The organism is Mycobacteroides abscessus ATCC 19977 (assembly GCF_000069185.1).
Classification (GTDB): domain Bacteria; phylum Actinomycetota; class Actinomycetes; order Mycobacteriales; family Mycobacteriaceae; genus Mycobacterium; species Mycobacterium abscessus.
Window position 1 is genome coordinate 4486886 of record NC_010397.1, and the last position, 13266, is coordinate 4500151.

A 13266-nucleotide genomic window follows, 5' to 3' on the forward strand; every position below is an offset into this window, starting at 1 on the left:
CGGGCGGCCTTTGTACGTTGCTTAGACGAGCGCGGGCACCGTGGCCAGCGCCTGAGCGACCCCGGCGACGATCGCCGCGATCTTCAGGGCCTCGAGTACCTGCTCACGGGTCAGCCCGGCCTCGCGCAGCACCTTCTCGTGAGAGCCGACGCAGTAATGGCAACCGTTGATGGTCGAGACCGCGAAGGACCACAGTTCGAACTCGGACTTGTCAACGCCCGGGTTCCCGATGATGTTCATCCGCAGTCCCGGCCGCAGGTCGTCATAGGCGCCGTCGAGGAATCCGCGCCCGCGGTAAAAGACATTGGTCATCGCCATGATCGATGCCGCGCCCAGTGCCGCGTCGAGGGCCTCGGGCGTCAGAATGCCCGCGGCCTCCTCGCGAATCTCCTTGAACACCTGCTCGTTTCGGGTGGCGGCCGCCGTCGCGACGAGAGTGCCCCAGAGCTGGCTCTGCGAGAGCACGGTGCCGCGAGCGACCGTGCCCAGATTGAGCTTGAGGTCCTTGGCGTACTCCGGCAGCGCTTCCTTCAGGTTTTCGATAGACACAGTTACCCAACCCTCCTAGACGCCTGCGCTCATCAGCTCGCCCGCGTTGATGGTCGGGTCGCCCTTGCGCCAGTTGCAGGCGCACAGCTCGTCGGACTGCAGCGCGTCAAGCACGCGGAGCACCTCGTCCACGTTGCGGCCCACGGAACCTGCCGTGACGGAGACGAACTGAATGATGTTGTCGGGGTCGACGATGAAGGTGGCGCGGTCGGCCACACCATCGGCGTTCAGCACACCCGCCGCCTCCGCCAGCTCGCGCTTGAGGTCGCTGAGCATCGGGAACGGCAAGGTCTTGAGATCCTCGTGCTGAGCACGCCACTGGAAGTGGACGAACTCGTTGTCCACCGAGGCACCCAGCACCTGAGTGTCGCGGTCGGCGAACTCGTCGTTCAGACGGCCGAACGCGGCGATCTCGGTGGGGCACACGAAGGTGAAATCCTTGGGCCAGAAGAAGATCACACGCCACTTGCCAGGGTGGTCATCGCTGGTCACGGTAGTGAAATAGTCGTCGGGCTGCTGTGCGTTCACCTTCGACAGGTCGCCGCCGATGACCGCAGTGAGGTTGTATGCCGGGAATTCATCGCCGATGGTGCGCAGAGTCACGATTCTCCTTCACGTATTCGCTGAATGCTTACTGGCACCATCGTGCCGGAAATCTTTCCAAAATAAAACGTGATTGTTGGCACTATATTGATAGGTATGTCCGATCGTAGTTATCAGCCAACAGTCGTCGGCCTGCGCGCCTTCGTGGCTATCGCACGTAAACGCCATTTCGGCAGTGCGGCCGGCGAGCTCGGCGTGAGTCAGCCCTCACTTTCGCAGGCCCTGTCCATGCTCGAAGAGGGACTGGGCGTGCGGCTTGTCGAACGCAACACCCGCAAGGTGCTACTCACTCCCGAAGGCGACGCGCTACTGGAGAAGGCTATCTCCGCGCTCAATGCCGTTGACGAATTCACTTCTGCGGCAAGCGGCGTTCGCGATCCGTTTGCCCAGACGTTGCGGCTGGGACTGATACCCACCGTGGCCCCTTACGTGCTCCCCATGGTGCTCAGCGGGCTGTCCCGCGAGTTCCCCGAGATGTCGCTGCGGGTTACCGAGGACCAGACCCACCGGCTGCTGCGATCGCTGTCCGACGGGACCCTGGACGTCGCGGTGATGGCGTTGCCCGTGCAAACCCAGGGCATGGCTGAGATACCCATGTATCGGGAGGACTTCGTCCTGGCCCTACCGTCCGGTCACCCCCTTGCCGGCAGCAAGAATGTGGAGCCGGCAGATCTGGCCGATATGCCACTGCTGTTGCTGGACGAGGGCCATTGCCTACGCGATCAGGCCCTGGAGGTGTGCCAGCTCGCCGGGGTGCGCCCCGATCTGGGCCACACCCGCGCGGCCTCGCTGGCCACCGCCGTGCAATGCGTCGAGGGTGGTCTCGGAGTCACGCTCATTCCGGGCACCGCGGTCACCGCCGAGACCGCCAGCGGCGGTTTGGCCACCGCAACGTTCGCCGCGCCGGTACCCGGCCGGCGGATCGGTTTGGTGTATCGCGCGATCAGCGCGCGCGAGGACGCCTACCGGCGGCTGGCCGAACTGCTTACCCGACTCGTGTCGGCCGTGCATCCGGTGACGGCCGACGCGGCCTAACGCCAGCGTCCGAGAATCTCCTCGGCACGCGCCGACAGCGCCCTCTGAAAGAACGGACCGAAGCTGATACGTCCGACCCCCAGCGGGCCGAACGACGCGGGGTCATCGACGTCGGGAACGGCAATGGCGTTCACCGGCAGCGGAAGCTCAGAGGTCAAGCGGCGCTGCACATCCGGATCATGGCGTCCCACCGGGTAGAGCGAGTCGGCGCCTGCCTCCGCAGCCAGCTTCAACCGAGCGATGGCCCGATCCACCCGGTCCGACTCCTCCCCGATCTGCCGCAAGAGGACATCGGTGCGTGCATTGATTACCACCGGAACGCCTGACTGATCGGCGGCAACACGAAGTGCGCCAACAAGGTCCGCGTGCTCCTGGGGCTCGCGAAGGCGCCCGCCCTCGCTGTGCACAGTGTCCTCGATGTTCAATCCGACAGCACCCGCCTCGATCAGTCCCTCGATGAGTCGTTGTGCCGTTTGTGCGTAGCCGGACTCGATATCCACCGAGACCGGCAGGTCCACCGCCGCGGTGATCTGCGAGACCCGGGCCACCACATCGTCGAATGACATGCCCTCGGCATCGGCCTTGCCCACCGAATCCGCGAGCGGATGTGAGCCCACCGTAAGCGCCGCAAATCCGGCGTCCGCGGCCAACTTGGCCGACCACGCGTCCCACACCGTCGGGAGGAACACCGGATCGCCCGGGACGTGAAGCGACTTGAGCAGCGAGGCCTTGGCGGCGAGGTCGGTCGACATGCCTACATCCAACCCCGTCGAGCGCGGATTTACTCCACCGATCCCGGATCACGACGTGCCATGAGGCGCGTGACCGCATCATGCATGTGCTCGTCAATGAGTCGATACGCGGCGGGCGCATCACCGGCACCGATGGCCGCACACAGCACTTCGTGCTCACGCACCTGCTCGGAGAGATCCGGATAGGCGCCCTGCAGCTCGCCCAGCAGCATCCGCGTCTCCAACAGCAGTGTGCGCATGGCGCGGCGCAGCCGGGGGCTTCCCGAGCAGTCGACCAACACCTCGTGGAAGTCTTGATCGGCATCGGTGACGGCGACGACATCGCCGCGCGCGGCTGCCTCGGTCATCACCGCCACCGGAACCAGAAGCCTCCGGTATGCGGTGACGGTGTCCCCGGTCATGATGCACTCCAGCGCCGCTCGCTCGATGGCTGACCGTGACCGGTAGACGTCCAGCACGTCGTCGTCGGTCAGTTCAATGACGAAAATTCCGCGATTGCGCTCACTGCGCAGCAGACCCTCGGACACCAAGCGCTGCATGGCTTCGCGCAGCGGCCCGCGAGATACCGCGAACTGCGCTGCCAACGACGCCTCACCCAGCTGCGCGCCGGGCGCCAGCACACCACGCATGATCGCGATCCGCAGCCGCTCGGCGATCAACTCCGCGGTCGACTGCCTCTCCAGGGGTGCAAACTCCTCAGGTACCAGTGTCGTCATGTTGTCTCCTGAAAAGCCGCCCCAAACCCGAAACATCGGGCACCTCGTCGATTAATCGCAAACCTTCCCACACCGTCACCTGGTTCGCGGTCAATACCACCTTGTCCAGTCGCGATTCGAGCCGTTCGACATGCGCGATCGTGTGCATGGCGGTATCCGGGATCAGCAGCGCCTGGGCCTCCGGGTGATCATTGGCCCCGGCCAGCTCGTCAACCTGGTGCGCGGTGAGCCGGCCCACCTCCGCGGCGGTGTCGATGCCGGCCTCGCCCATCGATACCACCTCGATATCGTGTGCGGCCAGAAACGCCACGAACAGCTCCGCGATATCCCGCGGGTAGCTCGCGGCCACTGCCACCTTCGAGACTCCCAGCGCAACAGCGGCATTGACGAAGGCGAACGAGGTGCTGGACGCCGGCGTCCCACTCTGTTCCGACAAACCCGCCACCTGCTCTGCCGCTCCTTGCGGGCCATAGACAAAGCTGCCCGAGGTGCAGGCCCATACGACGGCTCCCGGCTCATGAGGCCGCAACAGCCGCGCTCCCTCGGCAAGTCTCTCGGGACTTCCGAGGTCCAGTAACTCGGGCACGGCATGCAGATCGGTGCCATAGATGTGCACCACGGGGAAGTTCATGTCGAGCTGCCGCGCCACCAACGGGTAATCCGACTCGGCGGCGTGATCCGGGTAGATGAACCCCACCGTCGGGCGAATGTTAGTCACTTGAACCTCCTCCTCCGAATACATCGCGGAGCCACCGGCCGGGCCCCATCATGGGAAGACTCATCCGGTCCAGGCAGGCCCAGATGGTCAGTTGGTTGGCCGTCAGCACCGGCTTGCCCAACAGCTGCTCCAGCGGGTCGATCACGTCATAGGTGCGCAGATTGGTACAGCTGACGAAGATCGCCTCCGCATCAGCGGTGTCGGCCGCCAGTATCCGTTCGGCCACAGTGCGATAGTTGACCTTCCAGATGCCGCCGCCCAAGCCCAGATGGTCCGTTCGCACCACGGTTACCCCCAACTCCCCCAGGAATTTTGCGAGCAGCTCGGTCAGCTCGGCGTCATACGGAGTGATGACGCTGATGCGATTGATGTTCAGCGCGGTCACCGCCTCGGCCAGCGCTCCCGACGTAGTAACCGCGGACTTGGCGCCCGCCGCCATGATCGCATCCACCAGCTCCCGCTCATGCTGGACCCCACGGATGAAACTTCCCGAAGTACACAGGTAGGCAACAACTTCGGGCTCAACATGCAGCACATCTCGGGTGGCCGCCTGTAGGTGAGAGGTATTGGACACCAGCTCGGCCATGGCCCGACTCACCGGCACCGGCTCGTACGGCGTACGGGCAAGATGCAGCGACACTTCTGCCGGAACCCAACGCCAGAGCTCGCGTTCCAGCGCCAAGTCGAAGGGCGCGATGATACCGATGCCACGCTGATCCGCCGACTCAGCGAAGTCGGGAAGAGACGAGAAATCCACCGGCAGGACCTAACACTCGCAGCATCGCTCTACGCCTGAGCCAGACCTGGTCATTTCCGACGCTCTTCGCGCACGCAGCTCATCGCAACTCAGATTGTTGACAATCATACGATATCTCCATACGGTGTCAACGTGAGCGCGCGCCCGAATGTCGCGGATGACAGCTTGCGCGAAGACGGACAGCCATGAACGAGCAGCTTGTGCGAAGACCAGTGATAGCCGTACAGCACTCGCCTGATTCGGTACCCGAGCGTCTCGCCCCGGTGACCGCGGCCGCCGAAGTACGCCTTGTGGAATCCGACCGGCTGGCGACGGCACTGCCTGGAGCCGAGGTCTTGTTCGTATACGACTTCCGCTCCTCGGCGCTGCGCGAAACATGGTCTGCCGCAGACTCGCTGCGCTGGGTTCAGATCGCGTCGACCGGAGTGGATCCGGTCTTGTTCGATGAGTTCGTGGCGAGCGATGTGGTGCTCACCAATTCTCGCGGCATCTTCGAGCGCCCCATCGCCGAGTACGTGCTGGCACAGATTCTGGCCTTTGCCAAAGATATTCGCCGATCCACCAGGGCGCAGGCCGCGTTGAGCTGGCGGCACTTCGAATCCGAGAGCATCGAGGGCACTCCGGTCGGAGTACTCGGCACCGGACCGATAGGTCAGGCGATCTCCACCCTCCTCGGGGCAGTAGGCATGCGAGTAACAGTGCTTGGGCGAGCCGAATCTGCCGACTTGTCTTCGCATGTAGGTGAATTCGAATACCTGGTGCTGGCCGCGCCGCTCACCCCGCAGACGCGGGGCATCGTGAATGCCCGCGTGCTCTCCGCTATGCGGCCGACCGCCCGGCTCATCAACGTGGGCCGGGGTGAACTGGTGGGCACCTGGGACCTGGTGTCGGCACTGAACAGGGGCGGGATCGCGGGCGCCGCGCTGGACGTCACCGATCCCGAACCACTGCCGGTGGGACATCCGTTGTGGCGCACCCCCAACACCCACATAACCCCACACAACAGTGGTGACGTGCGTGGTTGGTCCGACCGTCTTCAGGACCAATTCGTCGTCAATTTCGAGCGCTACCTGCGGGGTGAGGAACTTCTGAATATCGTCGACAAGAACAGGATGCACCGCCATGCATAAACCGACCGACCCCACCGAGATGACGGCTCTGGAGCTGGTGGCCGCCTACACCTCGGGAGAGTTGTCGCCGGTGGAGGCAACGGCGGCGGTGCTATCCCGAATCGCCCAACACGACAGTGCGATCAATGCATATTGCCTCGTCGACGAGGAAGCGGCACTGGCGGCGGCCACCGAATCCGAGGAGCGCTGGCGCGGCCACTACACCCGCGGACTGCTTGACGGCGTCCCGATTTCGATCAAAGACGTCTTTCTCACGCGGAACTGGCCCACCCTGCGCGGCTCCGGGCTCATCGATCCCGACGGGCCATGGGATGTGGATAGTCCCGCCGTACAACGCATCCGCGCCGACGGCATGGTCATGGTCGGAAAGACCACCACACCCGAATTCGCCTGGAAGGGCGTGACCGACAGTCGCCAGCGCGGAATCACCCACAACCCGGCCGACCCGAGCCGCACGGCGGGCGGCTCCTCGGGCGGCAGCGCGGCCGCCGTCGCCGCGGGCATGGCGCCGATGTCCATCGGTACTGACGGCGGAGGCAGCGTCCGGATACCCGCCAGTTTCTGCGGTGTGGTCGGATTCAAACCCACCCACGGCCGCATTCCGATGTACCCGATCAGCCCTTTCGGCCCGCTCGCACACGGCGGACCCATCACCCGAACGGTGGAAGACGCTGCGCTGCTTATGGACATCATCAGCCTGCCGGACTATCGCGATCCCACCTCGCTGTCACCCACCCTCACCACCTACCGCTCACAGGTGTACCGCGACATGACCGGGTTGGACATCGCCTACTCCCCCACACTCGGGTACGTCGACGTTGATCCAGAGGTCGCCGACTTGGTGGAGAACGCGGTGAACGCACTCAACGATGCCGGCCTACCGGTCACCCACGCAGACCCCGGCTTCAGCGACCCCATCGACTCGTTCGAAACCCTGTGGGCTGCCGGCGCGGCAGCCAGCCTGAACAACTACGGTGCCCTGGACGACGTGGGTACGGATATCGATCCCGGACTGGCCCAGATGTGGGATACCGGCGCCGGAGCCTCGGCCACCGAGTATCTGGCGGCCCGCAACACGTGTGTGCAATTGGGAGTCACCATGGGGGCATTCCACGAGCTGCACAACGTGCTCATCACACCGACTGTCCCGATCCCCGCCTTCCCGCTGGGCGCCGACGTTCCACCGAACTCCGGCATGCGCTGGTGGGCGCAGTGGACCCCATTCACCTACCCGTTCAATATGACCCAACAACCCGCGCTGTCCATTCCGGTGGGCAACACCGCGCAGGGGCTGCCTGTCGGCATGCAGATCGTGGGGCCGCGGCACAGCGACGACCTAGTGCTGGCGGTGGGGCACTTCGCGGAGCGGGTACTCGCTGGCTAGCCCCCGCTTCAGCCTCGCCGAGATGAGGTATCGCGCTATGCCCGCGCGAAGGCCAACTGCTCGCCCTGCACTCCGGTGAGCCACAGGTCCTGGCAGGCCGCGGCGATGTCGCTCAAGCCCTCTTCAATGGTCGCGAAGACGTTTCCTGGTACCCAGCCGGCGTCACCGTTGATCAATAGATTGTTCCGGCCGTAGAAGATCGCCAGGTCGGTGGCGCCCTGTGCCGAATGTGCTTCCGAGCCGGGCTCGTACCCATAGGCGGGATTACCTATTTCCCACGGCTCGAAACCGAAGAAACAGACATCGCCGGGTATCGGCGTGACAGTCGGGTTTTCGCGGCCCGGCGCCGGAAGCAGCGGCGGCAGCAGCGTATACACCTCGTTGCGCGCATACTTGGCGTGATAGGCCTGGCCCAGCACCGGCAGCGAATTCCATACCGTGTCACAGGTTCTCGGCGCCTCGGCATCCAGCAGCCGGGCGCGGCAGGTGACATTCCGCTTGGTCAGCGTGATGGAGATGTGGCGGTCCATCACAGCCCCGCCACCACACTGCTCCAGATACCGAGGGCATCGGATATCTGATCGGCCGTCACCACCAGCGGCGGAATCATGCGCACCACGTTCATGTGCGGGCCGCACATGAGTAGCAATAGACCGTTCTCGGCGGCTGCTGCCTGTGCCCGCGCCGCACGTTGCGGTGCCGGTCGGCCATCCTGGCTGAACTCCACGCCAACCATCAGTCCGAGGCCGCGTACGTCCCCATCTATTCCTCTGTCAGCGGCGATCTTTCGAGCCCCATCCAGAAGTTCCTGGCCCCGCGCACGCGCATTGTCGACGAGGCCCTCCTCGTCGATCACATCGAGAGTGGCCAGCGCAGCGGCACATGCGACGGCGTTGGCCCCGTAGGTGCCGCCCTGCGAACCCGGCCAGGCACGCCCCATCAACTCGGCGGAGGCAGCGATGCCCGAGATGGGGAATCCGCTCGCGATTCCCTTGGCCATCACCAGAACATCCGGTGTGACGCCGAAATGCTGGTGCCCGAAGTATTGCCCGGTGCGCCCGAATCCGGTCTGCACCTCGTCGAGGACCAAGAGGATGCCATGCTCGCGCGCGCGCTCGGCAATGCCGGTGAGGAATTCGGTGTTGGCGGGGATGTAGCCACCCTCGCCGAGCACCGGCTCGATGACCATCGCCGCGACCTGGCCCGGGGCGGTGGCCGTCGCGAACAGGTAGTCGAGCTCTTGTAGCGCGAACCGTGTGGCCTCGGCCTCGCTCCAGCCGTACCGATACGCCGTGGGGAAGGGAGCGCTGTATACACCCGCCATCAGTGGACCGATTCCCGATGAGAACCGCGGGCCGGAGGTGGTCATCGTGGCGGCGGCCAGTGTGCGGCCATGAAATCCGCCCTGGAACACAATGATATTGGGACGTCCGGTGGCCTGACGCGCCAGCCGCACGGCAGCCTCGACGGCTTCACTGCCGGAGTTGGCGAAAAACAGTGAATTCAGGCTAGGCGGCAGTACCTCGCCGAGGCGCCGCACCAAATTCTGCAGCGGGCGGTGCATCACCGTCGTGTACTGCCCGTGGATGAGGGTGGCTACCTGCCGCTGCGCGGCCTCGACCACGCGCGGATGGCAATGGCCGGTGCTCACCACACCGATTCCCGCGGTGAAATCCAGGTATTCGCGGTCTGTTTCGTCGTACAGATAGCAACCCTGGCCTCGCGCCGCCACCACTGGGGTGGCCTGCTTGAGAACGGGTGATAGCGCGGTTGCGGATGAGCCGCTTGCGCGAAGACCGACAGGCACGGCATCCCTTCCCTTGATCCAGCAGAGCTGTTGTCGATTGTTGACAATCTCCCTAGCATGGTGGCATGCATCCCGGCACAGTGTCTACCCCCCTGTCGTCCAGCTCGTCGGTGGTCGACAGCGCGCTCACCCACCAGGACCGTCACGAAACCACCTTTCCGGTCGTCAATCCCGCGACCGAGGAAGTGCTGGCCGACGTAGCCGATCTGGACGGCGCCGCGGCCGTCGCCGCGCTGGACAATGCCGTTGCCGCCCAAAGATCCTGGGCCGCGACCACACCGCAGCAGCGATCCGATGTGCTGATGCGTGCCTACACCCTGATGATCCAGCGCACTGAGGACCTAGCACTGCTGATGACCCTGGAGATGGGTAAGCCGCTGCCTGAGTCACGCGGCGAAGTCGCTTATGCGGCAGAGTTTTTCCGCTGGTTCGCGGGCGAGGCCGTGCGCCTGGACGGGAGTGTGATGCTGGCACCCGACGGCCAGTCGCGATTGATCGTCACACACCGCCCGGTGGGCCCCTGCCTGCTCATAACCCCGTGGAACTTCCCGCTGGCCATGGGAACCCGCAAGATCGGCCCCGCATTGGCCGCGGGCTGCACCTGCCTGGTCAAGCCCGCCGAACAGACACCGCTATCGATGCTCGCCCTGCTGGGCATCCTGCGCGAGGCGGGTGTCCCCGACGGCGTCGTCTCGGTCATCACCACCGCCGATCCCGGCGCAACCATGGCCCCGCTGCTCGCCGACCCCCGGGTACGCAAGCTCTCGTTTACCGGGTCCACCGAGGTCGGGCGCTACTTGCTGGCCCAGTGCGCACCCACCGTCAAACGCACCTCGATGGAGCTGGGCGGCAACGCGCCATTCATCGTCTTTGACGACGCCGACCCCGAGGAGGCAGCCGCCGGTGCGTTGATCGCAAAGATGCGCAACATCGGCCAGGCGTGCACGGCCGCCAACAGAATCTACGTGCAGCGCGGTATCGCCGACGCGTTCACCGAGGCGCTGACCACCAAACTCACGGCACTACGCATGGGCCCCGGCGTGGAGCCGGGGGTCGATGTGGGCCCGCTGATCGATCCCGATGCCGTGGCCAAGGCCGATCGACTGGTGACGGACGCCCGAAAGCGTGGTGCCACAGTGCGGCTGGGCGGAGAGGTGCCCGACGGCACCGGCTACTTCTACCCTCCATCGGTGTTGACCGATGTGCCCGACGAGAGCGACATGATGCGCACCGAGATCTTCGCCCCGGTCGCCGCGATAGCGACATTCGAGACCGAGCAGGAGGTGATCACGCGTGCCAATGACTCCGAATTCGGCCTCGTGGCATACCTTTACACCAATGACACGCGGCGCGGTTGGCGCGTGTCCGAGCAGCTGGAGACGGGCATGGTGGGGCTGAATCGTCCCGTCGTGTCGACGCCCGCCGCGCCGTTCGGCGGCGTCAAGCAGTCCGGGATCGGACGCGAAGGCGGCTTCGCGGGAATCGAGGAGTTCATGGAGACCAAGTACATCGGCGCGGCGGTATGAGCGACCGGATGCGGGTAGCCACCATCCCGGGCGACGGCATCGGCGTCGACGTCACCCGGGAAGCGGTCAAGGTGATGGACAGCGCCACCGGCGGCCGGATCGAATGGACCGAATTCGACTACTCCTGCGAGAGATACGCCAAGACCGGGGCAATGATGCCCCCCGACGCGCCGACGACGCTCGCCGGATTTGACGCGATTCTGCTTGGCGCGGTGGGATACCCGGGCGTCCCCGATGACGTGTCGTTGTGGGGTCTGCTGATTCCGTTACGGCGCGCCTTCAACCAATACGTGAACCTGCGGCCGGTGCGTCTGCTCCCGGGAATCGCCTCGCCCCTTGCCGGAGTATCGGACGAGGCCCTCTCCATGGTGATCGTTCGCGAGAACACCGAGGGCGAGTACTCGCCGATCGGCGGCGTTCACAATCGCGGCAACCAGAACGAATTCGCGCTGCAGGAATCGGTTTTCACTCGGATCGGATGCGAACGCATCATCCGGTACGCTTTCGAACTTGCCGCCTCGGCGGGTTTCCGGGTCTGCTCGGCCACCAAGTCGAACGGCATAATTCACTCGATGCCCTACTGGGACAGCATCTTCAACGAGATAGCGGCGGAGTACCCACAAACTCCGTCCGTATCGATGCATGTCGACGCGCTGGCCGCTCGCATGGTGAGTGATCCCGCCAGTCTGGATGTCATCGTCGCCTCAAATCTCTTCGGCGACATCCTTTCCGATTTGGCGGCGGCTATCACGGGCGGGCTCGGGCTGGCGGCATCCGGAAATATCAATCCCGAACGCACCGCCATCTCCATGTTCGAGTCGGTGCACGGCTCGGCACCCGACATCGCCGGGCAGGGCATCGCCAATCCCGTCGCGCAGATACTGGCCGGGGCCATGCTTCTCGATCATCTCAACGAGCCCGCGACGGCCAACAAGATCCGCCTCGCCGTGGACCAGGTACTGAGCGACGGCCGCGTCCGGACCCCCGATCTGGGTGGCACCGCCACCACCGAACAACTCGGTACGGCAATCGCCGAAGCCGCTCGGTGATCTTGAATTAACCGACGACATCAGTGACTTGTGTCACTTTCCGTTCGGCTGTACTGGCAAGATGGTTGTCGTAGCCTGTGATCCACGACACCTTCAGCCCAAGGAGTCCGATGTCGACGAAGACGGAGCTCACCGAGCTCAACCAAGCACTTGGCAGCCTGCGCCGCTGTGTCCATTCCCTGCAATCTCGTTATGGCGACCTCCCGGCCGTGCGCCGCATCGTCAACGACGTGGAGCGGCTGGATATCGATGCCGCCGATCTGGACCTCGCACCGCACGAGCATCGACTCGCCGGTAACGAGAAGATTCAGATCCCCGACACCGAGTACGACCGGGAGTTCTGGGGCGATATCGACGACGAAGGCGTGGGGGGCTATCGATGAGCCGCTCGCGCGAAGAGCAAGGAATCAGATGAGTCAAGCCACCGGGGTCTTCTCGCCTTCGCGTGCCCGCATTCCGGAGCGCACCCTGCGCACCGACAGATGGTGGCTCGCACCGCTACTCACCAACCTCGGCCTGGCGACGTTCGTCATCTATGCCACTGTGCGGGCTTTCTGGGGTAGTGCCTACTGGGTTCCGCAGTACCACTACCTGACGCCGTTCTATTCGCCCTGTGTCAGCACCGCCTGCGCGCCCGGGGCCAGCCACTTTGGCCACTGGGTGGGTGAGCTGCCGTGGTTCATTCCGATGGCCTTCATCTCGCTGCCGTTCCTGCTGGCGTTCCGGCTGACCTGCTACTACTACCGCAAGGCGTACTACCGGTCGGTCTGGCAGTCGCCGACGGCGTGCGCGGTGGCCGAACCCCACGCGAGGTACTCCGGCGAGACCCGGCTGCCGCTGATCATGCAGAACATTCACCGGTACTTCTTCTACGCAGCGGCGATCATCTCTGTCGTCAACACCTACGACGCCATCGTCGCCTTCCATTCCGAAAAGACCGGCGGTTTCGGATTCGGCATGGGCAACGTGATCCTGGTGACCAACGTCGTCCTGCTGTGGGTCTACACGCTGTCCTGCCATTCCTGCCGGCACGTCACCGGCGGTCGACTCAAGCACTTTTCCAAACACCCTGTCCGATATTGGATCTGGACCCAGGTCAGCAAGCTGAACACCAGACACATGCTGTTCGCCTGGATCACGCTGGGCACTCTGATTCTTACCGACCTGTACATCATGCTCGTGGCCAGCGGCACCATTTCCGACATGAGATTCGTTGGCTGACAAGCAAGCTCACATCCAT

General features: G+C 64.5%; 15 protein-coding genes. 7 read left to right on the top strand and 8 right to left on the bottom strand.

What is annotated here, in order from left to right:
* Positions 1–21 precede the first annotated feature (21 nt).
* The gene (locus tag MAB_RS22325; RefSeq protein ID WP_005064032.1) at positions 22–549 is read right to left on the bottom strand and encodes an alkyl hydroperoxide reductase; all 528 of its coding nucleotides are present in this window, start codon (positions 547–549) and stop codon (positions 22–24) included.
* Positions 550–564: 15 nt separating this feature from the next.
* A complete protein-coding gene (locus tag MAB_RS22330) occupies positions 565–1152 on the bottom strand; it encodes a peroxiredoxin (protein ID WP_005064030.1) in 588 nt (195 codons plus the stop codon).
* Positions 1153–1248: 96 nt separating this feature from the next.
* On the opposite strand from MAB_RS22330, the gene MAB_RS22335 reads away from it, so the two are divergent.
* Positions 1249–2187 (top strand): hydrogen peroxide-inducible genes activator, encoded by a 939-nt coding sequence (locus MAB_RS22335; protein ID WP_005112364.1) that lies wholly within the window; start codon positions 1249–1251, stop codon positions 2185–2187.
* Here the strand turns inward: MAB_RS22335 and MAB_RS22340 are convergent.
* The 4 genes from MAB_RS22340 to MAB_RS22355 are packed head-to-tail and all read right to left on the bottom strand — an operon-like array spanning position 2184 to position 5130.
* Positions 2184–2939: an isocitrate lyase/PEP mutase family protein gene (locus MAB_RS22340; RefSeq protein ID WP_005079937.1), complete on the bottom strand. Its 756-nt coding sequence runs from the start codon at positions 2937–2939 to the stop codon at positions 2184–2186. The genes MAB_RS22335 and MAB_RS22340 overlap by 4 nt on opposite strands.
* A gap of 29 nt (positions 2940–2968) precedes the next feature.
* A complete protein-coding gene (locus MAB_RS22345; RefSeq protein ID WP_005089420.1) occupies positions 2969–3655 on the bottom strand; it encodes a GntR family transcriptional regulator in 687 nt (228 codons plus the stop codon).
* A complete protein-coding gene (locus MAB_RS22350; protein WP_005079936.1) occupies positions 3636–4373 on the bottom strand; it encodes a maleate cis-trans isomerase family protein in 738 nt (245 codons plus the stop codon). The genes MAB_RS22345 and MAB_RS22350 overlap by 20 nt, the downstream gene beginning before the upstream one ends.
* The gene (locus MAB_RS22355; RefSeq protein ID WP_005071522.1) at positions 4366–5130 is read right to left on the bottom strand and encodes a maleate cis-trans isomerase family protein; all 765 of its coding nucleotides are present in this window, start codon (positions 5128–5130) and stop codon (positions 4366–4368) included. Before MAB_RS22355 ends, MAB_RS22350 begins: the two co-directional genes overlap by 8 nt.
* Before the next feature lie 185 nt (positions 5131–5315).
* On the opposite strand from MAB_RS22355, the gene MAB_RS22360 reads away from it, so the two are divergent.
* Positions 5316–6260 carry a D-2-hydroxyacid dehydrogenase gene (locus MAB_RS22360; RefSeq protein WP_005089422.1) on the top strand — a complete coding sequence of 315 codons (945 nt, stop codon included), beginning with the start codon at positions 5316–5318 and terminating at the stop codon, positions 6258–6260.
* Positions 6253–7644: an amidase gene (locus MAB_RS22365; RefSeq protein WP_005112366.1), complete on the top strand. Its 1392-nt coding sequence runs from the start codon at positions 6253–6255 to the stop codon at positions 7642–7644. Before MAB_RS22360 ends, MAB_RS22365 begins: the two co-directional genes overlap by 8 nt.
* A 35-nt stretch (positions 7645–7679) precedes the next feature.
* On the opposite strand, the gene MAB_RS22370 is transcribed toward MAB_RS22365, so the two are convergent.
* Together MAB_RS22370 and MAB_RS22375 are read right to left on the bottom strand one after the other, a co-directional pair.
* Positions 7680–8174 (bottom strand): DUF3830 family protein, encoded by a 495-nt coding sequence (locus MAB_RS22370; protein WP_005064020.1) that lies wholly within the window; start codon positions 8172–8174, stop codon positions 7680–7682.
* Entirely contained in the window at positions 8174–9451 is a 1278-nt protein-coding gene (locus MAB_RS22375; RefSeq protein ID WP_005112369.1) for an aspartate aminotransferase family protein, read from the bottom strand. Before MAB_RS22375 ends, MAB_RS22370 begins: the two co-directional genes overlap by 1 nt.
* A gap of 110 nt (positions 9452–9561) precedes the next feature.
* On the opposite strand from MAB_RS22375, the gene MAB_RS22380 reads away from it, so the two are divergent.
* From MAB_RS22380 to MAB_RS22395, 4 genes are all read left to right on the top strand, one after another.
* A complete protein-coding gene (locus MAB_RS22380; protein ID WP_005112375.1) occupies positions 9562–10977 on the top strand; it encodes an NAD-dependent succinate-semialdehyde dehydrogenase in 1416 nt (471 codons plus the stop codon).
* Positions 10974–12026: an isocitrate/isopropylmalate dehydrogenase family protein gene (locus MAB_RS22385; protein ID WP_005116066.1), complete on the top strand. Its 1053-nt coding sequence runs from the start codon at positions 10974–10976 to the stop codon at positions 12024–12026. Before MAB_RS22380 ends, MAB_RS22385 begins: the two co-directional genes overlap by 4 nt.
* Positions 12027–12136: 110 nt before the next feature.
* Complete coding sequence (locus MAB_RS22390) at positions 12137–12409, top strand: hypothetical protein (protein ID WP_005064016.1); 273 nt, start codon at positions 12137–12139, stop codon at positions 12407–12409.
* A gap of 28 nt (positions 12410–12437) precedes the next feature.
* Positions 12438–13247 carry a membrane protein gene (locus MAB_RS22395; RefSeq protein WP_005064015.1) on the top strand — a complete coding sequence of 270 codons (810 nt, stop codon included), beginning with the start codon at positions 12438–12440 and terminating at the stop codon, positions 13245–13247.
* Positions 13248–13266: the final 19 nt, after the last annotated feature.

Excerpts from the sequence above, each read along its gene's own strand:
- MAB_RS22335 (WP_005112364.1), top strand. The coding sequence starts at position 1,249 with ATGTCCGATCGTAGTTATCAGCCAACAGTCGTCGGCCTGCGCGCCTTC.
- MAB_RS22395 (WP_005064015.1), top strand. The coding sequence starts at position 12,438 with ATGAGTCAAGCCACCGGGGTCTTCTCGCCTTCGCGTGCCCGCATTCCG.
- MAB_RS22360 (WP_005089422.1), top strand. The coding sequence starts at position 5,316 with ATGAACGAGCAGCTTGTGCGAAGACCAGTGATAGCCGTACAGCACTCG.
- MAB_RS22365 (WP_005112366.1), top strand. The coding sequence starts at position 6,253 with ATGCATAAACCGACCGACCCCACCGAGATGACGGCTCTGGAGCTGGTG.
- MAB_RS22385 (WP_005116066.1), top strand. The coding sequence starts at position 10,974 with ATGAGCGACCGGATGCGGGTAGCCACCATCCCGGGCGACGGCATCGGC.
- MAB_RS22390 (WP_005064016.1), top strand. The coding sequence starts at position 12,137 with ATGTCGACGAAGACGGAGCTCACCGAGCTCAACCAAGCACTTGGCAGC.
- MAB_RS22370 (WP_005064020.1), bottom strand. The coding sequence starts at position 8,174 with ATGGACCGCCACATCTCCATCACGCTGACCAAGCGGAATGTCACCTGC.
- MAB_RS22340 (WP_005079937.1), bottom strand. The coding sequence starts at position 2,939 with ATGTCGACCGACCTCGCCGCCAAGGCCTCGCTGCTCAAGTCGCTTCAC.
- MAB_RS22345 (WP_005089420.1), bottom strand. The coding sequence starts at position 3,655 with ATGACGACACTGGTACCTGAGGAGTTTGCACCCCTGGAGAGGCAGTCG.